General features: G+C 55.0%; 26 protein-coding genes. 3 read left to right on the forward strand and 23 right to left on the reverse strand.

Features of this window, described 5'->3' with window-relative positions; translation table 11 throughout:
- Together vrrA and ETC02_RS10575 are read left to right on the forward strand one after the other, a co-directional pair.
- Window positions 1-483, forward strand: a 483-nt coding sequence (gene vrrA / locus ETC02_RS10570; protein WP_171698260.1) for a VrrA/YqfQ family protein, incomplete at its 5' end; no start/stop codon positions are given.
- Between the two features lie 123 nt (window positions 484-606).
- Window positions 607-1,557: a 4-hydroxy-3-methylbut-2-enyl diphosphate reductase gene (locus ETC02_RS10575; protein WP_044743145.1), complete on the forward strand. Its 951-nt coding sequence runs from the start codon at window positions 607-609 to the stop codon at window positions 1,555-1,557.
- 79 nt (window positions 1,558-1,636) lie between these two features.
- Here the strand turns inward: ETC02_RS10575 and ETC02_RS10580 are convergent, their stop codons facing one another.
- The 20 genes from ETC02_RS10580 to rpsU form a co-directional block, all read right to left on the reverse strand.
- On the reverse strand, window positions 1,637-2,758 hold the full coding sequence (locus ETC02_RS10580; protein ID WP_033007938.1) for a Nif3-like dinuclear metal center hexameric protein: 1,122 nt from the start codon (window positions 2,756-2,758) through the stop codon (window positions 1,637-1,639).
- A complete protein-coding gene (locus ETC02_RS10585) occupies window positions 2,755-3,459 on the reverse strand; it encodes a tRNA (adenine(22)-N(1))-methyltransferase (protein WP_033007937.1) in 705 nt (234 codons plus the stop codon). Before ETC02_RS10585 ends, ETC02_RS10580 begins: the two co-directional genes overlap by 4 nt.
- A gap of 144 nt (window positions 3,460-3,603) precedes the next feature.
- Window positions 3,604-3,966 (reverse strand): cytochrome c550, encoded by a 363-nt coding sequence (cccA, locus tag ETC02_RS10590; RefSeq protein WP_050367558.1) that lies wholly within the window; start codon window positions 3,964-3,966, stop codon window positions 3,604-3,606.
- A gap of 108 nt (window positions 3,967-4,074) precedes the next feature.
- Window positions 4,075-4,593, reverse strand: coding sequence for a hypothetical protein (locus tag ETC02_RS10595; RefSeq protein ID WP_050367559.1), 519 nt, complete (start codon window positions 4,591-4,593; stop codon window positions 4,075-4,077).
- A 75-nt stretch (window positions 4,594-4,668) separates the two neighbouring features.
- A complete protein-coding gene (rpoD, locus tag ETC02_RS10600; protein WP_050367560.1) occupies window positions 4,669-5,799 on the reverse strand; it encodes an RNA polymerase sigma factor RpoD in 1,131 nt (376 codons plus the stop codon).
- 34 nt (window positions 5,800-5,833) lie between these two features.
- On the reverse strand, window positions 5,834-7,630 hold the full coding sequence (gene dnaG / locus ETC02_RS10605) for a DNA primase (protein WP_171698261.1): 1,797 nt from the start codon (window positions 7,628-7,630) through the stop codon (window positions 5,834-5,836).
- A 530-nt stretch (window positions 7,631-8,160) separates the two neighbouring features.
- On the reverse strand, window positions 8,161-8,961 hold the full coding sequence (locus ETC02_RS10610) for a pyruvate, water dikinase regulatory protein (protein ID WP_033009661.1): 801 nt from the start codon (window positions 8,959-8,961) through the stop codon (window positions 8,161-8,163).
- Between the two features lie 18 nt (window positions 8,962-8,979).
- Window positions 8,980-9,606, reverse strand: a complete 627-nt coding sequence (gene ccpN, locus ETC02_RS10615) for a transcriptional regulator CcpN (protein WP_255350126.1) — start codon at window positions 9,604-9,606, stop codon at window positions 8,980-8,982.
- A gap of 82 nt (window positions 9,607-9,688) precedes the next feature.
- Complete coding sequence (gene recO / locus ETC02_RS10620) at window positions 9,689-10,465, reverse strand: DNA repair protein RecO (protein ID WP_033009656.1); 777 nt, start codon at window positions 10,463-10,465, stop codon at window positions 9,689-9,691.
- A 31-nt stretch (window positions 10,466-10,496) separates the two neighbouring features.
- Window positions 10,497-10,640: a YqzL family protein gene (locus tag ETC02_RS10625; protein ID WP_080985660.1), complete on the reverse strand. Its 144-nt coding sequence runs from the start codon at window positions 10,638-10,640 to the stop codon at window positions 10,497-10,499.
- Between the two features lie 102 nt (window positions 10,641-10,742).
- Complete coding sequence (gene era / locus ETC02_RS10630) at window positions 10,743-11,651, reverse strand: GTPase Era (RefSeq protein ID WP_050367562.1); 909 nt, start codon at window positions 11,649-11,651, stop codon at window positions 10,743-10,745.
- Window positions 11,644-12,042 (reverse strand): cytidine deaminase, encoded by a 399-nt coding sequence (locus tag ETC02_RS10635; protein WP_033009654.1) that lies wholly within the window; start codon window positions 12,040-12,042, stop codon window positions 11,644-11,646. The genes era and ETC02_RS10635 overlap by 8 nt, the downstream gene beginning before the upstream one ends.
- 122 nt (window positions 12,043-12,164) lie before the next feature.
- On the reverse strand, window positions 12,165-12,518 hold the full coding sequence (locus tag ETC02_RS10640) for a diacylglycerol kinase family protein (RefSeq protein ID WP_033009653.1): 354 nt from the start codon (window positions 12,516-12,518) through the stop codon (window positions 12,165-12,167).
- A gap of 2 nt (window positions 12,519-12,520) precedes the next feature.
- Window positions 12,521-12,991 carry an rRNA maturation RNase YbeY gene (gene ybeY / locus ETC02_RS10645; RefSeq protein WP_033009652.1) on the reverse strand — a complete coding sequence of 157 codons (471 nt, stop codon included), beginning with the start codon at window positions 12,989-12,991 and terminating at the stop codon, window positions 12,521-12,523.
- The gene (locus tag ETC02_RS10650) at window positions 12,988-15,090 is read right to left on the reverse strand and encodes an HD family phosphohydrolase (RefSeq protein ID WP_171698262.1); all 2,103 of its coding nucleotides are present in this window, start codon (window positions 15,088-15,090) and stop codon (window positions 12,988-12,990) included. The genes ybeY and ETC02_RS10650 overlap by 4 nt, the downstream gene beginning before the upstream one ends.
- Before the next feature lie 54 nt (window positions 15,091-15,144).
- Window positions 15,145-16,107, reverse strand: coding sequence for a PhoH family protein (locus tag ETC02_RS10655; protein WP_033009649.1), 963 nt, complete (start codon window positions 16,105-16,107; stop codon window positions 15,145-15,147).
- Window positions 16,108-16,109: 2 nt separating this feature from the next.
- Window positions 16,110-17,297: a sporulation protein YqfD gene (yqfD, locus tag ETC02_RS10660; RefSeq protein ID WP_033009647.1), complete on the reverse strand. Its 1,188-nt coding sequence runs from the start codon at window positions 17,295-17,297 to the stop codon at window positions 16,110-16,112.
- Entirely contained in the window at window positions 17,294-17,587 is a 294-nt protein-coding gene (gene yqfC / locus ETC02_RS10665; RefSeq protein WP_050367563.1) for a sporulation protein YqfC, read from the reverse strand. The genes yqfD and yqfC overlap by 4 nt, the downstream gene beginning before the upstream one ends.
- A gap of 105 nt (window positions 17,588-17,692) precedes the next feature.
- Window positions 17,693-18,139: a GatB/YqeY domain-containing protein gene (locus ETC02_RS10670; protein WP_033009641.1), complete on the reverse strand. Its 447-nt coding sequence runs from the start codon at window positions 18,137-18,139 to the stop codon at window positions 17,693-17,695.
- A gap of 29 nt (window positions 18,140-18,168) precedes the next feature.
- Window positions 18,169-18,342, reverse strand: coding sequence for a 30S ribosomal protein S21 (gene rpsU / locus ETC02_RS10675; RefSeq protein WP_008879912.1), 174 nt, complete (start codon window positions 18,340-18,342; stop codon window positions 18,169-18,171).
- Between the two features lie 164 nt (window positions 18,343-18,506).
- Here rpsU and ETC02_RS10680 point away from each other — a divergent pair, with 164 nt between their 5' ends.
- Window positions 18,507-19,442 (forward strand): Na/Pi symporter, encoded by a 936-nt coding sequence (locus ETC02_RS10680; RefSeq protein ID WP_050367564.1) that lies wholly within the window; start codon window positions 18,507-18,509, stop codon window positions 19,440-19,442.
- On the opposite strand, the gene deoC is transcribed toward ETC02_RS10680, so the two are convergent.
- The 3 genes from deoC to ETC02_RS10695 form a co-directional block, all read right to left on the reverse strand.
- Window positions 19,439-20,110, reverse strand: a complete 672-nt coding sequence (deoC, locus tag ETC02_RS10685; RefSeq protein ID WP_033009639.1) for a deoxyribose-phosphate aldolase — start codon at window positions 20,108-20,110, stop codon at window positions 19,439-19,441. The genes ETC02_RS10680 and deoC overlap by 4 nt on opposite strands.
- Before the next feature lie 166 nt (window positions 20,111-20,276).
- Window positions 20,277-21,626 (reverse strand): tRNA (N(6)-L-threonylcarbamoyladenosine(37)-C(2))-methylthiotransferase MtaB, encoded by a 1,350-nt coding sequence (mtaB, locus tag ETC02_RS10690; RefSeq protein WP_033009637.1) that lies wholly within the window; start codon window positions 21,624-21,626, stop codon window positions 20,277-20,279.
- Between the two features lie 67 nt (window positions 21,627-21,693).
- Complete coding sequence (locus ETC02_RS10695; RefSeq protein WP_033009635.1) at window positions 21,694-22,470, reverse strand: 16S rRNA (uracil(1498)-N(3))-methyltransferase; 777 nt, start codon at window positions 22,468-22,470, stop codon at window positions 21,694-21,696.
- Between the last annotated feature and the right edge of the window lie 18 nt (window positions 22,471-22,488).

Raw genomic sequence — 22,488 nt, forward strand, 5'->3', positions numbered from 1 at the left:
CCGTTCGCCCGCATGCCGGCCCCGTTCCCTCGCCCCGGCGGCGCAGGCGGCCTGCTAGCCCGTTTATTTTCCCGCGGGCAGCCGCCAACGGCGGTCCCATCTCCATGGGGGATGCCGCTATTGCAAAACACAGCCGCCAACGCCGCCACAACAGCCAACACAGGCAGCGGGTTTATCGGCATGTTAAACAACGTGCAAAAAATGCTCGGCATCGCACAAAACGTTGTGCCAATGGTGCAGCAGTACGGGCCGCTCATCCGCAATCTTCCGGCGATGATCCGCATTTTTCGTGAGCTGAAACCAGCTGATAAAAAAGAGGAGAACCCCACCCAACCGGAGCGCGCACCGGCTGAAGAGGAGAAACGAAAATCAGGAGGGCAGGCGGCCAAGAAACGCCCCGTTCCGCGGCCAAAGCGCGAAGAGCTAGCAGAAAAGCGCACGCCAGCCGCACCCAAACCATCAACCCCCAAGCTGTATATATAGCCATTTTCCGCCCCAGCGCTGCTTGTTGCCGTTTGGGGCGATTATTCTTTGTCTTCCCTTCCGCTCTCCGATATAATGAAAGGTGAACAACCGCCGCACGGTCGGCGGCAGGGAGGGAAAACGATGGAAGTCATTAAAATCACCCCGCGCGGATATTGCTACGGGGTTGTCGATGCGATGGTGATCGCCCGCAATGCGGCTTTGGATCCGTCATTGCCAAGGCCCATTTATATTCTTGGAATGATCGTCCATAACAAACACGTCACCGATGCGTTTGCCGAAGAAGGCATTATTACACTCGATGGAGAAAACCGGCTTGAGATTTTGGAAAAAATCGACCGCGGCACGGTCATTTTCACCGCCCACGGCGTATCGCCGGAAGTGAAAAAGCGGGCGCTCGAAAAAGGGCTGGTCACGATCGATGCAACGTGCCCGGATGTGACGAAAACACACCGCTTGATCGAACAAAAGCTCGCGGATGGCTATGACATCATTTACATCGGCAAAAAAGGGCACCCGGAGCCGGAAGGAGCGGTCGGCATCAATCCGGAGCGCATTCACCTTGTGGAAACGGTCGACGATGTCGAACGGCTCGCGTTGGAAAACAAGCGCCTTATGGTGACGAACCAAACGACAATGAGCCAGTGGGACGTCGCCGATATTATGGCGAAAGTGAAGGAAAAGTACCCGCACGTGGAAATGCATAAAGAAATTTGCCTCGCGACCCAGCTCCGGCAAGAAGCGGTCGCCGAACAGGCAAAGGACGCCGACGTGACGATCGTTGTCGGCGACCCGCGCAGCAACAACTCCAATCGCCTCGCCCAAGTGTCGGAAGAAATTGCCGGCACGAAAGCGTACCGCGTCGCGGATGTCACGGAAATCGACATCAATTGGATAAAAAATGCCAAAAAAGTCGCCGTCACCGCCGGCGCTTCGACCCCAACGCCGATCACCAAGGAAGTGATCGACTTCCTCGAGCAATTTGACCCGAACGACCCGGCGACATGGCAGCGGGAGCGGAAAGTGCCGCTGCACAAAATTTTGCCAAAAGTAAAAGCAAAGAAAGACGAGTAACAGCTCGCCCCGTTTATAAACAAAGGCTGTCCCGCAGTCGGCAAAACCGCCTGGTGGAACAGCCTTTTTCGCTTGCCGCTTAGATGAACTGAAACGGATCCGTATGAACGCTGGAGGCGATCACGTCCGTTTCCCACTGCCGCTTCCGGAGCTCTGCCATTAAATAGCGGGCTAATCCTTGCTTCATCACTTTTTCAACATTATGGCCCGGGTCGACAAGGCGCAAGCCGAGCGCCTGGGCGTCATGGGCCGTATGGTAGTACACATCGCCGGTCACGTACACGTCCGCTCCAGCCGAGGCGGCAGCAGCGACAAACTTGTTCCCGTCCCCGCCCAGTACGGCGACGGTTTGCACAAGGTCATCGAGCCGGCCGACGACGCGCACGGCCGGGACGGAAAATGCGGTTTTCACTTGTTCGGCGAAGGCGCGCAGCGTCACCGGCTGCGGCAGCCTCCCGATGCGGCCAAGCCCAAAGCGGCGCCCCTCGTTGTCAAGCGGATAAAGATCATAGGCCACTTCTTCATACGGATGGGCAGCCAGCATCGCTTGAATGACATTCCGTTCCAAGGAAGCAGGAACGATCGTCTCAATGCGCACTTCCTCCACTTCTTCGAGCTTCCCTTGTTCCCCGATAAACGGCTGCGCTCCTTCTTCCGGCAAAAACGTTCCGATGCCGTGGCTGTTGAACGTGCAATGGCTGTAGCGTCCGATATGGCCGGCGCCGGCATCGCCTAACGCCGCCCGCACCGCCTCGGCATGACTCGCCGGCACGTAGACAACGAGCTTTTTCAACGGTTCTGTATATGTTGGCACGAGCACCGCCGTCTCGCTTAAACCAAGCGCCTCGGCGAGCCAATCATTGACCCCGCCAAATGCGACGTCTAAATTCGTGTGGGCGGCATACACAGCGATGTCGTGCTTGATGCACGCCGCGATCGTCCGCCCGTGCCCGTCGTCCGTCAACAGCTGCTTAAGCGGGCGGTAGAGCGGCGGATGATGGGCGATAATCAAATCGACTCGTTGATTGATGGCTTCGGCGACGACGTCTTCCAGCACGTCGAGGGCGATCATCACTTTCCGGACCGGCTTGTTCAACGTCCCGATTTGCAGGCCGATCCGGTCCCCTTCCATGGCGAGCTGTTTCGGGGCAAGCCGTTCCACAAGCTGAATAACTTCATGACCGTACGGAACCCGGCTCATCGCAACGCCTCCTCTACCAATTGGACTTTTTTCTCCAGTTCGCGCATTTTCACCCTAGCCGCCTCGCTTTCCCCTTTCTCCGCCAAATCGGCGATAATCCGTTTCCAATGCAGAAGCTCGCGCTGCCATTTTTCGCGGAACACCTCGCTGTTTTCCCGGCGCAAAAACGGCCCAAGGAGCAATTCCGCCTCGAGATGGCGGTACGGCCGCCGGGCGTCGCCGCGCTCGGCGACAAGCACTTCGTAAATTTGCCCATCTTCCTTCAGTATGCGTTCGGCAATCAACTCCCACCCATGATCGAAGAGCCAGCGGCGGATCAGTTCAGCGCCAATGTTCGGCTGCAAAATGAGCCGTTGGACACCGACGAGCTTTTCTTTCCCCTCATCCAAAATGCGGGTGATAAGGGAGCCGCCCATGCCGGCGATCGTGATGCAATCCACTTCCCCCGGAGCGATGACAGCCAATCCGTCTCCTTTGCGCACCGAAATACGGTCGGAAAGCCCCGTCTTTTCCACTTGTTGCTGCGCGGAGCGAAGCGGGCCGTCAGCGACCTCGCCGGCAATGGCTTTTGACACATACCCGTGCAGGCAGGCATAGCAAGGCAAATACGCATGATCCGACCCAATGTCAGCGAGCACGGCTCCTTTCGGAATGAAGGAAGCGACCGTTGCCAACCGCTTTGATAGGCGAAACTCGTTCATGGCTCCTTTGGTGCAGCCCGCCTTCCTTCCACCGCTGGGCGAAGGCGGCCGCTCCTTCCTCCTTTCCTGTTCTCAAGGTCGCGCGCCTCTATTGTACTAAACAAAACATCCCTCTGCCAAAAGCAAAGGGATGTTCACCATCCATTATTTTAAACCGGCGAGCCATTTCGTCATCGCGTCGATGTTGTCAGCCGGCACAAGCCCGCCCGGCATGCCGCCGCGTCCGTTTTGCAGGACATCTTTAATTTGGTCCGCCGATAACCGTTCGCCGACTCCTTTTAATGCCGGGCCGACGCCGCCTTCATAGTTTTGGCCGTGGCAGCTAGAACACGTTTGTTGGTAAAACTGTTCCGGATTGAATTCAGCCGTTTGTTCCGTTTTTTCGCCGCCTTTTTTCTCTTTGGCCATTTCCTTCGCATCGCCTAGCCCTTTAAACGACAAGACGAACGTCAGCACAATCCCGAATGCCATGATGATGAAAAACGGGATGAGCGGATTGCGGTTCATCTCTTTTACCTCCTTTATGTATGATGAAGAACGCTGCAAACAACTTTATTTTACTGTAAATAATGGACAAGGAAAAGCCCTAAGTTGCTGAAATGGCTGCAATGCACCTCAACGCCACCAGATGGCGGCGGCTACAAGCAGCGGTCCGCTGACAGCGGCGAGCGAAAAGTAGCGAAGGCGAAGCAGACGGCCGACTACAAACCAGAGAACACAGTTTCCGATCACGGCAGCGGCTAGCGCACCCGCTTGCCCCTGGAAAAAGCGGTCAACCTCCAACATGGATGCCACGAGCAAAATCCAAGCGCTTCCGATGAGCGGAAAGTGAAGAAGTTGTCGTTCGTTCCGCCACCGCCAGCAAAAAAACAGGCAAACAGCGAAAAAAAGGGCACAAAGGAGTGTTTGCAAAACGAATGACAATTCAGTAAAATAAATGGCAAGGGCGGCAGCTGGCAACAATAAACAAAGGCTGGCCTCCAGCCGACTGCGCAACGGGCGGCGCGGGCTCAGGGAAGCATCGCCCTCGGTATAAAGCGCGAGCAAATAATTGCAATAATGCTCTGGCAGGAGGCGCGAACGTTTCCAATACTCGATTTCTCGGATAATCGTTTCCCGCCGTCTCCGGTTCATTTGCATTCCACCTTTCGCCAAAAGAAGAAGAAAAAAATAGTTTACTTCCGAAGAAGTAAACTATGGAACGAACGGTCATTCCAAAAAGTCTTTCAGCCGTTTGCTGCGGCTCGGGTGGCGCAGCTTGCGCAACGCTTTGGCTTCGATTTGGCGAATGCGTTCGCGCGTCACACCAAACACCTTGCCTACTTCTTCCAGCGTCCGCGTCCGGCCGTCGTCAAGCCCGAAACGGAGGCGGAGCACGTTCTCTTCGCGGTCGGTCAGCGTATCAAGCACATCTTCAAGCTGCTCTTTCAACAGCTCATAAGCGGCGTGTTCCGATGGCGACGTCGCTTCTTGGTCTTCGATGAAGTCGCCAAGATGCGAGTCGTCTTCTTCGCCGATCGGCGTCTCGAGCGACACCGGCTCTTGGGCGATCTTCAAAATTTCCCGCACTTTTTCCGGCGTCAAATCCATTTCCTCGGCGATTTCTTCCGGCGTTGGTTCGCGCCCGAGGTCTTGGAGCAGCTGCCGTTGGACGCGGATCAGCTTGTTGATCGTCTCGACCATATGCACCGGGATGCGGATCGTCCGCGCTTGATCGGCGATCGCCCTCGTAATGGCTTGTCGGATCCACCACGTCGCGTACGTGCTGAACTTGTAGCCCTTGCGGTAATCAAACTTTTCAACCGCCTTGATCAGCCCCATGTTCCCTTCCTGGATCAAATCAAGGAAAAGCATGCCGCGGCCGACATACCGTTTGGCAATGCTGACGACGAGGCGGAGGTTGGCTTCCGTCAGCCGGCGCTTCGCCTCTTCATCGCCTTGTTCGATCCGCTTCGCCAGCTCAATTTCTTCTTCCGCTGATAAAAGGGGGACACGGCCGATTTCTTTTAAGTACATGCGCACCGGGTCATTGATTTTCACGCCGGGAGGAACGGATAAGTCATTTAAGTCGAATTCCGCCTCCTTGGCCAGCTCATCGATGTCCGGATCGGCTTCCAAATCGGATTCGCTGATGACTTCAATGCCTTGGTCAGCCAAGTATTCATAATATTCGTCCATTTGGTCGGAGTCCAAATCAAAGCCGGAAAGCCGCTCGGCAATTTCTTCGTATGTGAGGATGCCGCGCTTCTTGCCGAGCTCAGCGAGCTGCTCTTTCACCTGCTCCAGCGTTTCGCCGGCAGCCGCCTCGGCCTGCTTTGATTGGGCTGGTTTTTCGGCCATTTCATTACCTCCTTTAAAAACTCATACCACCATATTATGAGGAAGATAACATTTTTTTCATTTCAATCATTTCTTTGGCGATGCGGGCGGCTGTCAAAAAGTCCTTTCTTCGCTCCGCTTCCGTTTTTTCTTGTTCTTTTTCCTTTAGCATTAACCATTTTGGGCGATTCAACACATGCCTGATATAATCCTCGAGCTCCTGTTCGGAAACGTCATCTGCGATCAATAAAAGCGACAGCTCGCTCGCGAGCGGCTGCAACTCGCCGGGGATTCTTGAGATGAGCGCACCCGGGTCGGCTTCATGCCCTTCTTCGTAAAAGGCGTAAATATAAGCGGCTAACGCCCGATGCTCCTCGATGTTAAACCGGCCGCCAATCCGCTCTTGAACGACCAGCGCCACATCGCGGCTTCTCATCATATGAGCAAGCAGCAGCCGTTCCGCATTTTGAAAAGCCGGCAGCAACTTTTTCGCCAGCATCGGCCGCGCCGTTTCCCCATCGGGCGCCTCCCGCGGCTTTGTCCTCTCGCGCTGGCTGCGGGACAGCTGCTCATGAAGAGCGGAAAGCGACAACGAAAACTCTTCGGCGAGCTGGCGCAAATAATAATCTTGTTCCACCGGGCTCGACAGCTTGCCGATCTCCCGGAGCGCTTCATCAATATAGCGGAGCCGCTCCCCTTCGTGCTGCAAATTTTTTCCGCGCCGCAAATACGCCATTTTAAACGCCACGAGCGGTCGGGCAGCAGCCACTTCTCCGGCAAACCGTTCACCGCCATAAACACGTATATATTCATCCGGGTCAAGACCGTTCGGAAGGGATGCCACCTTGACGCGGCATCCCAATGCGCTCAGCTGCTCAGCAGCGCGCCAAGCGGCTTCGATCCCGGCGCTGTCGCCGTCATAACAAATCGTTATAGTGTCCGCATGGCGGCGCAAAATGCGCGCCTGCTCCTCGGTCAGCGACGTCCCCATCGTCGCAATGGCATAATCGATGCCGGCCTGCGCTGCGGAAATGACATCGGCAAACCCTTCGACAAGCAGCGCCTCCTGCCGCTTGCGGATCGGCACCCGCGCCGCATGAAAGTGGTATAGAATCGCCCCTTTGCGGAAAACGGGCGTTTCTGGGCTGTTGACATATTTCGGATGCCCTTCGCCGAGCAGGCGGCCGGAAAACCCCACCGTTTCGCCGCGGTGGTCGTGGATCGGAAACATAATGCGGTTCCGGAACCGGTCGACGTATCGCCCGTCCTCTTTTTTCGTCAACAACCCCGCCTTTTCCATCACCGGAAGAGAAAAGGAATGGCTCTCCAGCAACTTGGCCGCCGCATCGGGTGCATCCGGGGCATAGCCGATTTCAAACCGGTCGATCGTTTCTTTTGTCCATCCGCGCGCCTGCAAGTAATCAAGCGCGGCTTGTCCTTCTTTTGTATGAACAAGCAAATGATGGTAAAATCGTTTCAGCAAGGCATGTGCTTCCGTCATCGCCTTCGCCTCGTCCGTCTGACCATCATCGCGCCCGCGAACATCCAGCTCATAGACGGACAAATCGACGCCTGCCTTGGCCGCAAGCCGTTTGGCCGCTTCCACAAACGGAATGCCCTCGATGTCCATTAAAAACGTGAAGGCATTCCCTCCTGCTCCGCAACCGAAGCAGTGGAAAATTTGCTTTTCCGGAGAAACGGAAAACGACGGCGTCTTTTCCCCATGAAAGGGGCATAAGCCAAAATAGTTGCGGCCCTGCCGTTTCAGCTGGACGTATTCGCCGATGACATCCACAATATCAACGCCGCGGCGAATGGCTTCAATCGTTTCTTCGGGAATGCGATGTCCCATACGAACAACCCCGTATCATAATTTAATTTATTCTCGGCTGTCAGCCGATTTCCCTTTTACTTTCGACAAATTTTTTCAATCCCTCCGTTTTGCCTTCCCCCTTGCCCGCAACAGCCGGCCCTCCCAATCCGCCCGCCGCCTCCGTAAAGCAAACGGCGTCAAGCTGGCGAAAGGGCGCTTCGATATATTATATTTCAAGGCCAAAGGGAACATTTCATTTTTTTTGACTTTGTTGCAGCGGACAACCTGGCCCCTAAAGCAAGGGAAGGCTTCCCCCCTATTATTCTACATCATCCCCAAAAATCCTTCTTTTTTTTCGGGCGCCCGGCGGTTTTTGTCGAAAACTTTCCCCTTGTTTTCCTTGACAAACAGCTATAAATAGTTTACTCGCCTTATGCCCGCTCTAAACCTATGCAGGGTCATTTTTCCCGCAATTTTTTATTATAATATAACTCAGGGACGTATGCCATAAAAAAGCGCACGATTACCGGCAGGAAATCGTGCGGACAAAACAGGCGGATCCAACGTTCTTAACACTTCAACTTTTTCATAATGATGCTTGCCGTTTCTTCCACAGCTTTGTTCGTTACATCGATGACATCGCAGCCGATTTTTTTTACGACTTCGTCAAAATAAGCCAGCTCTTCTTTAATGCGATCCATGTTCGCATAGATGGCTTGGTCGTTCAAGCCGAGCGATTTCAAACGCTCGCGGCGGATCGACAGCAGCTTGTCCGGGCTGATTTTCAAACCAAAGCATTTGCCTGGCCCGACTTGAAACAGCTGCTCGGGCGGCTCGACTTCCGGAACGATCGGTACGTTTGCCACCTTCAGCCGCTTATGCGCCAAGTATTGCGACAGCGGCGTTTTCGATGTGCGCGATACGCCGATCAACACAATATCAGCGCGCAAAATGCCGCGTGGGTCGCGGCCGTCGTCGTATTTGACGGCGAATTCGATCGCTTCGATTTTTTTGAAGTAATCTTCGTCGAGCACGCGCACCTGGCCCGGCTCATACCTTGGCGTCAGCTGGAACAAACCGCTCATTTTTTCGATGAGCGGGCCGATGATATCGTAAGCGACCACCCCTTCGCGCGCCGCCTCGGCAAGCAAAAATTCGCGCATTTCCGGAACAACGAGCGTAAAGGCAATAATGGCTTGGTTCATTTTGGCCAACGCGACCACTTCGGCTAACGTCGTTTTATCCTCTACGTATGGAACGCGCTTGATTTGAACCGGCGAGGCGTAAAACTGGCTGGCCGCCGCCTTGACGACAAGCTCAGCCGTCTCCCCGCCCGAGTCGGATACGACATAAACGAGGCGTTGATTCATTTTGTTCCTCCTTTTCGCTCACACATCGTCTTTGGCTAATGAGACGAACGCTTTCGTCATATTCGTTTTCGTAATGCGGCCGATCACTTCATACCCCTTCTCCGTTTTGCGCACGACCGGCATAGCGTCGATTTGCTTCTCGATCAGCCGTTCGGCCACCTCAATCAGCGGATCATCTTTATAACAAACAGCGATGTTCGGCATCCTTGTCATGATAATATTAACGGGAATCGCTGTCAGTTCCTGTTTGCCGATGCTCGCGCGCAGCAAGTCTTTGCGCGACAAAACGCCCGCAAGAAGCGACTCCTCATCGACGACAAACAGCGTGCCGACGTCTTCCAAAAACATCGTGACGATCGCATCATAGACGCTCACGTTTTCGTTGACGACGACCGGGATGGACTGGTAGTCTTCAACTTTTAATTTTTTAATCTTATCGGCGAACAGCTGCGTGCCCGTTTTTCCGGTATAAAAATAACCGACGCGCGGCCGCGCTTCCAAATAGCCGGCCATCGTCAAAATCGCGAGATCGGGCCGCAGCGTCGCCCGCGTCAAGTTCAGCTTTTCGGCGATGCTCTCGCCGGTGATCGGCCCGTAGTCTTTGACAATTTGCAAAATTTGTTCCTGGCGTTTATTCAGTTCGATCGTCGCTCACCACCTTGCCAAAAGGTCCCACACGCTATCATCCTTGTTTATATTATACTACATCACGCGTTTACAAGGAAAATTAAGCATCCTGGCCGCTATCGGGGGCGAGTGTGTCTTTCAGCACGCTCATTTGCTGCAAAAAGCGTTTCGCCTTCAGCGACAGGCCGGCATATTCATCGTAGTACGCCGACAGCACCGCCTTCAATTCCGCCTTTGTCGTTTCTTTGACCGAAATCGCGCCCAGCCGGGCAAGATCAATATGGAAAAACAGGCGCAACAGCCGGGCCGACGCCGGCGACAACGGCATCCGGTGCGGGTCGGCCTCCTCGCAGCGATGACAAAGGAAGCCCGCCTCCTTGACCGAAAACGAGACGCTCCCTTCTGTCGCCCCGCAACGCGCGCAACGGTCAAGCACCGGCGGAATGCCGAGCACTGGGAGCATTTTCATCTCATAAATCAACGCCATGATCTCTAAATCGCGCCCTTCGCTCATATACTGTAACGTCTGCCGCAACAGCTCAAACAAGTACGGATTGCGCTTTTGCTCTTCTGTGCTTTTGTCGGTGAGCTCCACAATATACGCGGCATAGGCAGCGGCAAACAAATCTTCACGCAGCGCCCGCATCGAATCAATGAGCTCCCCTTGATGGAGAACGCCGACGCCGCGGCTGCGGCGGATCAAATAATGGCCATAGGCGAGCGGCTGCGTAACAGCAGAAAGGCGGCTGCTTGGCTTTTTCGCACCTCGCGCCATCACAGCCACCTTTCCCCATTCCCTTGTAAACAATGTGACAATTTTATTCGTCTCGCCATAATCGATGGTCCGCATCACGATCGCTTCACACTTTTCAAACATTGAACCACCACCAATTGGGCCAGTGACGATGCTAAGAGATCGGCTGGTCGATTTCTTTCTGGTCGGTGTTCTGCTCCTCACCGCCGATCCGCCGCTCCCGTTCCAACTCTTTAAACAACAAGTACGTATCGATATTGCCTGTTTGGCTAAACAACTTCCAAGTAAACTCAAGCATGGAATGACACCTCTTTCTGCCTGCAGGCATTGCATATTGGTGGTTTTACCTATAGGTTGGCTCGGGCAAAACCCGTTTATGTCGCGTAAAATTTTCTAGCCGTCAATACTCGTCCTCGCGAAACCCGAAGTCGCGCAACTGCGAAAGGCGGTTGCGCCAGTCCTTTTGCACCTTCACCCACAGCTCCAAAAACACTTTGGATCCAAGCAGCGCCTCAATGTCAGCGCGCGCCCGCTGTCCGATTTCCTTTAACATCCGGCCTTGCTTGCCGATGATGATTCCTTTTTGCGAATCGCGCTCAACAACGATGACAGCCCCGACGTAAACCGTGCCCGTCTCTTCGCGCCGCTCAATGCGTTCGACGACGACGGCGATCGAATGTGGAACTTCCTCGCGCGTCAAGTGAAGCGCTTTCTCGCGAATGAGCTCGGCGATGATAAACTGCTCCGGATGGTCGGTGACTTGATCCGGTGGATAATATTGCGGTCCTTCCGGCAACCGCTTTTTAATTTGCTCCAGCAGACGCTCGACATTGTTTCCTTCAAGCGCTGAAATCGGCACAATTTCCGCAAAAGGGTGCAAATCCTTGTACTGGTCAATGAGCGGCAGCAGCTCATCCGGGTGAACGCGGTCGATTTTGTTGATCACCAAAAACACCGGCGTATCGACTTCTTTCAAGCGCTCCATAATGAACGCCTCGCCGCGCCCAAACCCTTCCTCGGCATTGACCATAAACAAAATCAAATCGACTTCGCGCAGCGCATTGAGCGCCACTTTCATCATAAAATCGCCGAGTTTATGCTTCGGTTTATGCACCCCGGGAGTGTCGATAAAAATGATTTGCGCGTCCTCATCCGTGTACACGCCTTGGATTTTATTGCGCGTCGTCTGCGGCTTGTCGCTCATAATGGCGATTTTTTGCCCGACGACACGGTTTAAAAACGTCGATTTTCCTACGTTCGGTCTTCCGATAATGGCAACAAACCCTGATTTGTATCCTTCCTTATTCATGCATATCCTCCGCTGAAAAAGCATCTGGCAGCAGTTCTTGAACGGTGACGATTTTGACATCGCCGTTGATATTGGCCAAAATGACTTTCATATCACTTGGGCAAAGCTCAGCGATCACTTGACGGCATGCGCCGCACGGCGGAACCGGGCGGGGAGTGTCGGCAATGACCGCGAGGGCGGCAAACTCCGTTTCCCCTTCGGAATACGCCTTAAACAGCGCGGTCCGCTCCGCGCAATTGCACACGCTGTAAGCGGCGTTTTCAATGTTGCAGCCGCGGTACACACTGCCGTCTTTCGTCAGCAACGCGGCGCCGACTTTGAATTTCGAATAAGGCACGTATGCGAATTCGCGCGCTTTTTTCGCTTCGGCAATGAGCTGTTCGATCTCCATGAATGGCTCTTCCTTTCCTGAAAGCAAACGCTGCTTTCTTTTATTTTACAAAAAATCGCCGCCAATTTCATCATTTGAAACGAAAATGTAACAGAAAAATTAGAATTTTCTTTCTCGTTCGTTCAGCGAAGATGCGGCCAAAACAGCAGCGCCCCGATGATGACAGCAACCCCGGCAGCCACGAGCACAGCCGCAGCAGCGATATCTTTCGCCGCTTTCGCCAGCGGGTGAAACTCCCCTGTCACCAAGTCGACCGTGCGCTCGATGGCTGTATTCACCAGCTCGAGTATAACGACCGCACCAACTGTCAGCACTAACACAATCCACTCCCAGCGCGACAGCCCGACAGCGAAACCGAGCGCAAAGGCAACAACGGCGGCCGCCAAGTGAAAACGCAAATGCGCCTCCTCCTTCACCGCCGCCTTCATTCCCGCCCAAGCCCAGGCGAAACGATCCCGTTCCCTCGCACCTCGCATGGCTATCGCGTCAATCCGAACCGCGTCAATATTTCCTCTTGCTTGGCAAACATGACGCGCTCTTCCTCTTCCGTTTCGTGGTCATAGCCAAGCAAATGCAAAAAACCGTGCACGGCCAAAAACCCGAGCTCGCGCATGAACGAATGCCCGTATTCCGCCGCTTGCTCTTTCGCCTTCGGAATGGAGATGACGATGTCGCCAAGCACCAGCGGCATATCGGCGCCGATGATGTCGACTTCGCCCTCTCCTTCCTCTTCCAACGCGAACGAAAGCACATCAGTCGGAGCGTCTTTGCCGCGATAGTCGCGGTTCATCAGGCGAATGCGCTCGTTGTCCACGAATGAGACGCCCACTTCCGCCCCGTCCGGCACGTTCTCGCTCGCTGCCGCTTCGCGAAGGAGTTGCTCGAGCATCTCAAGCTGCTCTGCGGTCACTTCGCCCGTTTCGTCGATAAAGTCGATGTGAATGGTCATGCATGCTTCACCTTTTCCTTTCGTACTTCCGGGTATTCAATGCGCGAATGGAAGACGCCGTTGAGCGTCTCACAAAGCGAACGGGCGACGATCTCCAACTCTTTCATCGTGATGTCGCACTCGTTCAACTGGTTGTCCTGCAGGCGGTCGGCGATGATCCCCCGGACGATCTTTTCGATTTTTTCCTGCGAGGGGTTGGCCAACGAACGGACAGCCGCCTCGACGCTGTCGGCAATGTTGATGACCGCCGCCTCTTTCGTCTGCGGCTTCGGCCCGGGATAGCGGAACTCGGCTTCGGAGACCACTCCCGTTTGCTCGAGCGCTTTATGATAAAAATACTTGAGCAGCGTCGTGCCATGATGCTGTTCGGCGATGTCGACAATCTCCTTTGGCAGCCGGTGCTTGCGAAGCAAGGCGACGCCGTCGGTGACATGGGCGATAATAATATTTTTGCTCAATTGCGGCGACAAATGATCGTGCGGATTGCCGCCCATTTGGTTTTCAATGAAATAGCGGGGCCGCTTTGTCTTGCCGATGTCGTGGTAATAGCAGGCGACGCGCGCTAGCAAGCCGTCGGCGCCGATCGCCTCGCACGCCGCTTCCGCCAAATTGGCGACCATGATGCTGTGATGATACGTCCCCGGCGCCTCCGTCAACAATTTGCGCAACAGCGGGTGATTTGGATTCGACAGCTCAATGAGGCGAAGCGGCGACAAAATGCCGAATGCCGTCTCAAACACCGGCAGCAGCCCGATCGTCAAAATGGCGGAGAAAATGCCGGAGGCCGCCGCCATGAGAAGAAAAAGGCCGATCTCAGCCAGCGAGTAGCGGCCATTTTTCATTAGCAACAACGATAGGAGCAAACCCGTATTGACGACGGCAACAAGCACACCGGCCCGCCAAATTTTCGCCTTCGCCAGCTCCTTCGGCAGGCAAAACGTCCCAGCCAGGCCGCCAGCGAGCAAATAAACAGCCAAGGACACCGATACGGCGCCAGTCGCCCCGATTTCTTCATTAAACAAGATGCTGCCGCACACCGCCCCAATGATGGCGGTCATCACCGCCAGCCGCTCGCCAAGCAGCACGCGGACAAGCATCGGACCGAACGCTGCCGGAACGAGATAGCCGGCCGAAACGGCCCCGCCGGACGGCAGCAGGCGAATGAGCACCGTCACCGCCATCATCAACGTGAACACCGCTGCATAAAGCAGCAAGTTTTCATTCGTCTTCTCGGCGCGGAAATAGTAAACGAGCGGCGCAAGCAAGAGCAGCACGAACAAACAAAGCCCCGCGGCCGGCCAATGCGGGCGTCCGCCGCCAAGCAGGCCGACGAGCTCAAGCCGGTGGTAAATGTCACTCGTAATAAATTGCCCTTCCTCCACGATCACTTGCCCTTGCAAAATTTTCACCAGCTTCACTTCATCCATCGCCTGCCGCCGCTTTTCTTCCGTCGCCGTCCGGTCGTAGACGACGTTCGGAATGACAGCCTGCCGGCACAACTTGGCGACGGTTTCGCGCAACGCCGGCGACAGCGCCGCATACTTGAGCTCTGTCGCTGCTTTCGCGCGCGCCTCGTCAAGCTCCGCCTGGGAAATGCGCTCGCTCATGGCCGCATGCACGGCCGTCAACGCTGCTTCTTTGGCTGTCTCGAGTTCACCGGGAGAAGCGCTGAGCAGCCGCCGCCATTCTTCAGAGGACAGGTAGGCAAACCACTCCGGCGGCAGCCGTTCCTCGAGCTTCGCTGTCAAATCACCGGGCGAACGGCCCGAACCCGCCTCGTTTTGCACGCTCTCAATGGCGGCAAACAGCGAGGAAAGAAGATCGACACGGTTTTCGGCATATTCTTTTTTCAACGTATAAACGTCTGCCACTTTGGCGGCTGCTTCTTCTTTCAGCCTGGCTGTCGCTTCTTTGTCCTCAACCGTCACCGGCGAGCGGATCGTTTCTTTAGCGACGTCAAACAGGCGCAGCTCATATTGGCGCGGTTTCACTTGCCAGTACAACACAGCAAACAACAGCGCAGCCAAAAACAAAAACAGCCAAAAGCGGACGAAGCGGACGTCTTTTGTCCGCTCGAGAAAAAAACGAAGCCTTCCCACCGGTTTTCCCCTCGCTTTGTAAGAAAAGCTGTGCCATCCATCCCGGTCTGTGCTCTATAAGCCGGCCTCATCGTAGGCATTAATAATTTTCGCCACAAGCGGATGGCGGACAACATCAGACTGCTCCAAAAACACAAAAGCAATGCCGCTGATGGAAGCCAAAATGCGCTTCGCGACCGACAGCCCCGACTCGACTCCTTTTGGCAGGTCGACTTGGGAAATATCGCCGGTGATCACCATTTTTGACCCAAAACCAAGCCGGGTTAAAAACATTTTCATTTGCGCCGGCGTCGTATTTTGCGCTTCGTCCAGAATGACGAACGCATCCTCAAGCGTCCGGCCACGCATATAGGCGAGCGGAGCGATCTCAATCGTGCCGCGTTCAATGAGGCGCTGCACGTACTCCGCTCCGAGCACGTCGTTTAGCGCATCGTACAGCGGGCGCAAATACGGGTCGACTTTCTCCTTCAAGTCGCCGGGCAAAAAGCCGAGGCTTTCCCCCGCCTCGACAGCCGGTCGGGTCAAAATGATGCGTTTGACGCTGCCGTTTTTCAGCGCCTTCACCGCCATGACAACCGCCAAGTACGTTTTCCCGGTGCCGGCCGGCCCGATGCCAAACGTCAAGTCGTGTTGTTCAATCGCCGCCACGTAATAACGCTGGCCGAGCGTTTTGACGCGGATCGACTTCCCTTTGGCATTTTTCGTAATCTCTTCTTCGTACAGCTGGATGAGGCCGTCAAGCGCCCCTTTTTTCGCCAGCTGGACGGCATAGATGATGTCGCGCTCGCTGACGGCCACCCCTTTGCGGATGACAATCAATAAATGGCGAAGCAGCTCATCGACGAGCTGGACTTGCTGCGGCGTTCCGGAGACGTTGACCGTCTCCCCGCGCGTCACAATCGACACGCCAAGCTCTTCCTCAATCCGCTTTAAATGGGCGTCATGAACGCCAAAGAGCGCCGCCGCTTCCTGTTGATTGCGCACGTGTTGGCTGATCGTGACAAACTGCTCTGACATTCTCAATCTCCTTGAACGATGGGTTGTGGTACAGCAATATTTTCGATGACTTCGTAATGCAATTCTACCCTTACTTTACCATTCTCTTTCGTCTGATGCAAAACTTTTTCGCCGCGAATGACCGCCTCTTCCGGCAGCTTGGCCCGCAGCTCGCGGCGGGCGATCTTTTTCGCTTCTGCAAACGCCTCTTCCCACGTATAGCTCCGTTTCACTTCCTCGGCTTCACGAATCGTAACACGCTCGTAATACACCGGCAAGTCCCATTTCCAAAACCGAAACGGCCGCTTTTTCGTTTCGATGACCGTATGGGCGAACGCCGGCTTCTCCCACCCCCAGATTGGAAGGGAAAAGCGGCCCATTGCGATATAATGCCGTTCGGCGAACGCGCCGGTCAACACATGAAACGTCGTCTCAAGCGGCAGGACAACGGTGGACTTGTACCATGTCTCGCCAAGCACCTTTCCGGTCGCCGGTACAAATTTCGTTCTCCCCTCGGCGCCGATCACGCCGGAAACGAGAAGCTGACCTTTTTGTACATAATCATTGACGGAAACGAGCGGTTGTCCTTCTTCAACGAACAAATCGGCGATCACCGCCTCTTTTTTGGCGACTAAATGGCGCGGGGGGATCGGTTCTTTCGGTTCCGGAATTTCTTTTTCCACGACGCGGAAATGCAGCGACGTCCCTTCCCACTCGACGCCGACCCATGTAATGTCATGGATGCGTTCGGTCAGTTTCCTTTGCAACGTTTCCGGGTCATCGAGCAGGAATTGAAACACGCCGCGCTCGACGCCCATCCGTTTTAGTTCGCGGACGATTTGATGTTCTGTCTCGGGGGAGGCGCCTTCAATGTCAATGCTCCACACAACGTTGGACAGCAGAAATACAATGGCCGCAAAAAGGAGCAGCCCGAGCCCAAACCCGCTGTTTCGCCGCGCCCGTCGCCAAAAAAACGGCAACCCTCTTCTCCCGACAAACGAAAGCTTGCACTCGCTTTGCCGGGCGATATGGCGAAACCGCTTGACATCGCTGAGCTTAATGAAAAATGTCGCCGTCTCCCGGCTATGATTTTTCACATTCCATACGGCGATGCCCTGGCGCACGCAGGCGTTGATCAGCCGTTCGATCCCTTTTCCTTCCGCCTTGACACGCACGCTGCCGGCTAACGTGTCAACCCATTCATTTTTCATCGTTTGTCCTCCTCTATATAAACGACTTGGCTGATTTTCCCCTCCAATAAAATTTCTTCCGGCAAAATCGTTTTGATGACAAACTGTTCGCCGCGGACAAGCAGCTGCCCGTTCCGCAGCAAAAGGCGGAGCTCTTTATCGCTGAACGCGAGCAGCCCACGGTGGTTTTCAATGTAAATATGTATGTGCCCCACCATCGTGATGCGGGGCAGATCCATGACGATATCGGCGGGAAGCTCGAGCTTTTCCGCCATCCACCGCTTCATCTGCTGGCGCCATTTCTTCATCATACAAAAAGACCCCCCTTTCATCTCATATGTATGAGACAAAAGGGGGTTCTAGCACCGCTTTTCAAAAACAACGGGCCCGCCTGCCGGCAAGGCCCATTGCTTGTTTTATGAAAGCTGTTGTTGCACCAATTTATTGACGAGCGAACCGTCCGCTTTGCCTTTCACTTTCGGCATGATGGCGCTCATCACTTTTCCCATATCCGCCTTCGACGAAGCCCCGACTTCCTTGATCGTCTGCTCGATCAGTTCGCGAAGTTCGTCCTCTGTCAGCGGTTTCGGCATATACGACTGAACGATGTCAATTTCGGTTTTTACTTTTTCGACAAGATCTGAACGGCCAGCGTTTTCAAATTCGCGGAGGGAGTCTTTACGCTGCTTCAGTTCACGAGAAAGAACGGTCAGCTCTTCGTCTTCCGAAAGCGGGCTTTTGCCGAGCTTGATCGCCTCGTTTTGCAGCGCCGCCTTCAGCATACGGAGAACAGACAGCTTTTCTTTCTCCTTGTTTTTCATCGCCTGCTTCATATCGTCATTCAAACGATCGAGAAGACTCACCGATTATACACCCTCTTTAATGCATGCTCTTAGTGCTTGCGCTTTCTAGCCGCTTCAGATTTTTTCTTCCGTCTGACGCTTGGTTTTTCATAAAATTCGCGCTTTCTCACTTCTTGCAAAGTACCCGTTTTCGAAACGGCGCGTTTAAAGCGACGAAGAGCGTCGTCGATCGACTCGTTTTTGCGAACGATCGTTTTGGACATCCTGCTTCCCTCCCTCCGAACAACAACCATTGCATATTGTACTTGTCAATTATAATACATGCCGGCAGAAAAGGTCAATAAAAAAGCGCGATCCCGGCGCCGAAAAAAGCGGTCATCGTCCGCGGACGAGGCCCATACATATAGGATGAAAGGGGAGATCGCCCGTGGGGCCGCTTTTGATGCTGTTTGCCATTTACACCGCCATTTTTCTGATCGGCATGTTCATGATGAAGGCCGGGTTTTACGCATTATCCGGCCATCGGTTGAAACGATGGCTCATGCGCTTTACCGCTGCGCCATGGCAAGGATTTCTCACCGGGATGGCGGCAACCGCCCTCGTGCAAAGCAGCTCGGCGGTCATGGTGATGACGATCGGCCTCGTCGCCACCGGCTATTTATCGTTTCGCCAGTCCATCGGCATCATTTTAGGCAGCAACATCGGCTCAACCGTCACAACCGAGCTGATGACACTCAATATCGGCGACGGCGCCATTCCGCTTCTCATCGGCGGCGCACTTCTCGTCTTCATAGGACGTCGCCGCTTCGTTTACAGCATCGGGATGATCGCCGTCGGCCTTGCCGCCTTGCTGTTTGCCATGAACGGCTTCTCCAGCCTCGCCAAGCCGCTCGCCGATTACCCGCTTGTTGACGCCTGGCTCAAGCAAACGAACAGCTCGACCGCCATCGGACTCTTCGTCGGCATTGCCTTGACCGCCCTCGTCCATTCGAGCGCGGCGACGATCGGCATCGCCATGGGGTTTTTAAACGAACAGTTGTTGACGCTTCCAGCCGCCATCGCGATATTGCTTGGCGCCAACATCGGCACGTGCATTACCGGGCTGCTGGCCTCCATCGGTTCAAGCAAAGAAGCCCAGCTGACCGCTTATACCCATTTATGGCTGAACGTCGCCGGCGTTGCCGTCTTTGCCTTCTGGACGGAGCCGTTCGCCCGTTTTGCCGCCATGCTCAGCCCGGCGCCGGATGTGCAGCTCGCCCATGTGAGCGTCTTGTTTAACACCATTTGTTCAGCCGCCGCGTTGCCGTTTGTCGGCATCATCGAAACGGCCATCTTGCGTTTGCATGGCCAAAAGCGGGCTTAATAATCGGCGCGCCCAGTTTGGCCGCTGACGATGGCAACCCCGGAGCTCGTCCCGATGCGCGTCGCCCCAGCCTCGATCATCGCCTCAGCTGTTTTCCGGTCGCGAACGCCTCCTGAAGCTTTGACGCCCACATTGTCGCCGACCGTTTTTCGCATCAGCGCGACGTCTTCAACCGTCGCGCCGCCGCCTGAGAACCCAGTCGATGTTTTCACATAGTCAGCGCCCGCTTTCACCGCCAATTGGCAAGCGCGCACTTTTTCATCATCCGTCAAAAGCGCCGTTTCAATAATTACTTTCACGAGTGCTTTTCCGGCTGCCGCTTCGACGACGGCGCGAATATCGCGCTCCACCCAGTCGTCGGCTCCGCTTTTTAAGGCGCCGATGTTGATGACCATATCGACTTCGCGCGCGCCGTTTTCGATGGCGTTTTTCGTTTCAAACGCTTTCGTTTCCGGCGTTGTCGCCCCAAGCGGAAAGCCGATGACCGTGCAGACGCGGACATCCGTGCCGGAAAGTTCCCGCGCCGCCGTTTTCACCCACGACGGGTTGACGCATACTGAGGCAAACCCGTACTGTTTCGCCTCCGCGCATAATTGAACGATTTGCTCTTCCGTTGCCTCCGGCTTGAGCAGCGTATGGTCGATCATGTTCGCAATGTTCACTGTCATGGACACTTGCCCCTTTCTGCCGCTGCAAAAAGATAAAAGGTCTGACGTCTACCATCATACCATGTCTGCGAGGCAAAAACTAGCCGTCATCTGTATAGTTCCCGAGAAAAAGAAGAAAAAACCCCAGCCGAGGCTGGGGTGTCTGTGCTTGTCTCTCCATATCAGGTTATGAGCTTAACTTTACGGAATGAGCTGCCCCATCCGGCACAATGCGGACAAACTCACCTTCGTTGTACGGGTAGCCGGCTTTCGTGATTTTTACTTTCACGAGTTCGCCGACCATCTCTTCTGTCCCCGGGAAACGGACTTTCAAATAGTTGTCCGTATAGCCGATATACATGCCCGGATGATCTTTGTCTTGCTCTTCTGGAATGACTTCGAGCACGTGCCCTTCAAATCGCGACGCGTATTCTTTCGCCAGCTGATCAGATAGGGCAATGAGTCGGCGGACGCGGTCATGTTTCGTCTCTTCGTCCACTTGGTCCGGCATGCGCGCCGCCGGTGTGCCAGTCCGCTTCGAATACGGAAAGACGTGCAGCTCGGAAAACTGCTGCTCGCGGATAAAGTGGTACGTTTCCATAAATTCCTCTTCCGTTTCACCCGGAAAACCGACGATGACATCGGACGTTACGGCGAGTTCCGGGAACACTTCCCGCAGGCGGGCAAGCCGCTCGGCGAAAAATTCCACCGTATATTTGCGGCGCATCCGCTTGAGCACCGTGTTCGACCCGGATTGAAGCGGAATGTGCAAATGGCGAACGATTTTGTCCGAACGCTGCAACACATCGATCACTTCATCGGTAATTTGGCTCGCCTCAATCGACGAAATGCGAATCCGTTTCAGCCCCGGCACTTGCTCATCCAAATCGCGCAGCAGCGCCGCGAAGTTATAGTCTTTTAGATCGGTGCCGTAGCCGCCCGTATGAATGCCGGTCAACACGATTTCCTTATAGCCGGCGGCGACAAGCTGGCGCGCCTGGCGGATGATTTCTTGTGGATTGCGCGAACGCATCAAGCCGCGCGCCCACGGGATGATGCAAAACGTGCAAAAGTTGTTGCACCCTTCTTGAATTTTCAACGATGCCCGCGTCCGGTCGGTGAACGACGGCACATCCATTTCCTCAAACACGCGCGTTTTCATAATGTTATGGACCGCGTTGATCGGCTGGCGCTCGCGCTGAAACTGCTCAACGTAGTCCAAAATTTTATGCCGGTCTTGCGTGCCGATGACAATATCGACGCCCGGAATCGCCATCACTTCCGCCGGCGATGTTTGCGCATAGCAGCCGGTCACGCAGACGACGGCATCCGGATTGCGGCGCACCGCACGGCGGATGACTTGGCGGCTTTTTTTGTCGCCGGTGTTCGTCACCGTGCACGTGTTGATCACATACACATCGGCGCGGCTCTCAAACTCCGTCCGTTCGTAGCCGGCCTTTTTAAACAGCTGCCAAATCGCCTCTGTTTCGTAATGATTGACTTTGCAGCCTAATGTATGGAAAGCCACTGTTGGCATGTTGTTCACCTCACTGCAGGCCATGCCGCTGAGCTAGCAGCATGACTGAATTTGTTCAAACCGTTGATTACTGTTGCGCCGCCTCCCAATCTGGCGCGCGCAGCTCCCATTCATAGGAAGCCGCGGCAAGCAGATAAAGCGGCGCCGTTTCCGTGCGCAAAATGCGCGGGCCAAGGCTGCACGGCAAAAAGCCGCCTTGTCGGAGCCGCTTTGCCTCCTCAGGGCTAAATCCACCCTCAGGTCCGAACACGGCTAGCAGCGTGCCGCCGGGCTTGAGGCCGGCAAGCAGCGCCGGCAGCGAACCGTGCCGTCCCCCGCGCCCTTCTTCTTCATAGGCGAATAGACGTTGATCCACCGTTTCGCCAAAAGCAAGCAGCGCGTCCAGCGAAAGCGGCGCCCGCACCTCGGGCAATGACGTGCGTTCCGCCTGTTCGGCCGCCTCTTTCGCAATTTTTTTCCACCGTTCCACTTTTTTCTCCGCTTTCTTCATGTCCCATTTGACGACCGAACGGGCGGCGAAAAACGGCAGAAAGCCGGCGGCGCCAAGCTCCGTCCCTTTTTGGATGACAAACTCCCACTTTTCGCCTTTCGGCAGCCCCTGGGCGATATAAATGCGCACCGGCAATTCGCGCCCCTCTTCCTTCCATTGTACAATACGGGCGCGCACATGCTCACTGGCAATTTGTTCAATGCTGCATACAGCCGTGCGCCCGTCCGGAAAGACGCAAGCGATCGCATCCCCCGGCTTCATGCGCATGACGCGGGCGATATGGTGCGCGTCAGCGCCGCTGATCGTGACGACTTCGCCTCGGCGCTCCCGTTCGGAAACGAAATATCGCTGCAACGAACATCCCTTCTTTGT

Origin of the sequence: Geobacillus sp. DSP4a (assembly GCF_013096875.1) — a bacterium.
In the GTDB taxonomy this organism is placed as follows: domain Bacteria; phylum Bacillota; class Bacilli; order Bacillales; family Anoxybacillaceae; genus Geobacillus; species Geobacillus thermophilus.

Coding starts and splice junctions, on each gene's coding strand:
- ETC02_RS10575 (WP_044743145.1), top strand. CDS start 607: ATGGAAGTCATTAAAATCACCCCGCGCGGATATTGCTACGGGGTTGTC.
- ETC02_RS10580 (WP_033007938.1), bottom strand. CDS start 2,758: ATGAGCCGGGTTCCGTACGGTCATGAAGTTATTCAGCTTGTGGAACGG.
- ETC02_RS10585 (WP_033007937.1), bottom strand. CDS start 3,459: ATGAACGAGTTTCGCCTATCAAAGCGGTTGGCAACGGTCGCTTCCTTC.
- cccA (WP_050367558.1), bottom strand. CDS start 3,966: ATGAACCGCAATCCGCTCATCCCGTTTTTCATCATCATGGCATTCGGG.
- ETC02_RS10595 (WP_050367559.1), bottom strand. CDS start 4,593: ATGAACCGGAGACGGCGGGAAACGATTATCCGAGAAATCGAGTATTGG.
- rpoD (WP_050367560.1), bottom strand. CDS start 5,799: ATGGCCGAAAAACCAGCCCAATCAAAGCAGGCCGAGGCGGCTGCCGGC.
- dnaG (WP_171698261.1), bottom strand. CDS start 7,630: ATGGGACATCGCATTCCCGAAGAAACGATTGAAGCCATTCGCCGCGGC.
- ETC02_RS10610 (WP_033009661.1), bottom strand. CDS start 8,961: ATGAATCAACGCCTCGTTTATGTCGTATCCGACTCGGGCGGGGAGACG.
- recO (WP_033009656.1), bottom strand. CDS start 10,465: ATGTTTGAAAAGTGTGAAGCGATCGTGATGCGGACCATCGATTATGGC.
- ETC02_RS10625 (WP_080985660.1), bottom strand. CDS start 10,640: ATGCTTGAGTTTACTTGGAAGTTGTTTAGCCAAACAGGCAATATCGAT.
- era (WP_050367562.1), bottom strand. CDS start 11,651: ATGAATAAGGAAGGATACAAATCAGGGTTTGTTGCCATTATCGGAAGA.
- ETC02_RS10635 (WP_033009654.1), bottom strand. CDS start 12,042: ATGGAGATCGAACAGCTCATTGCCGAAGCGAAAAAAGCGCGCGAATTC.
- ETC02_RS10640 (WP_033009653.1), bottom strand. CDS start 12,518: ATGCGAGGTGCGAGGGAACGGGATCGTTTCGCCTGGGCTTGGGCGGGA.
- ybeY (WP_033009652.1), bottom strand. CDS start 12,991: ATGACCATTCACATCGACTTTATCGACGAAACGGGCGAAGTGACCGCA.
- ETC02_RS10655 (WP_033009649.1), bottom strand. CDS start 16,107: ATGTCAGAGCAGTTTGTCACGATCAGCCAACACGTGCGCAATCAACAG.
- yqfD (WP_033009647.1), bottom strand. CDS start 17,297: ATGAAAAATGAATGGGTTGACACGTTAGCCGGCAGCGTGCGTGTCAAG.
- yqfC (WP_050367563.1), bottom strand. CDS start 17,587: ATGATGAAGAAATGGCGCCAGCAGATGAAGCGGTGGATGGCGGAAAAG.
- rpsU (WP_008879912.1), bottom strand. CDS start 18,342: ATGTCCAAAACGATCGTTCGCAAAAACGAGTCGATCGACGACGCTCTT.
- deoC (WP_033009639.1), bottom strand. CDS start 20,110: ATGACAGTGAACATTGCGAACATGATCGACCATACGCTGCTCAAGCCG.
- mtaB (WP_033009637.1), bottom strand. CDS start 21,626: ATGCCAACAGTGGCTTTCCATACATTAGGCTGCAAAGTCAATCATTAC.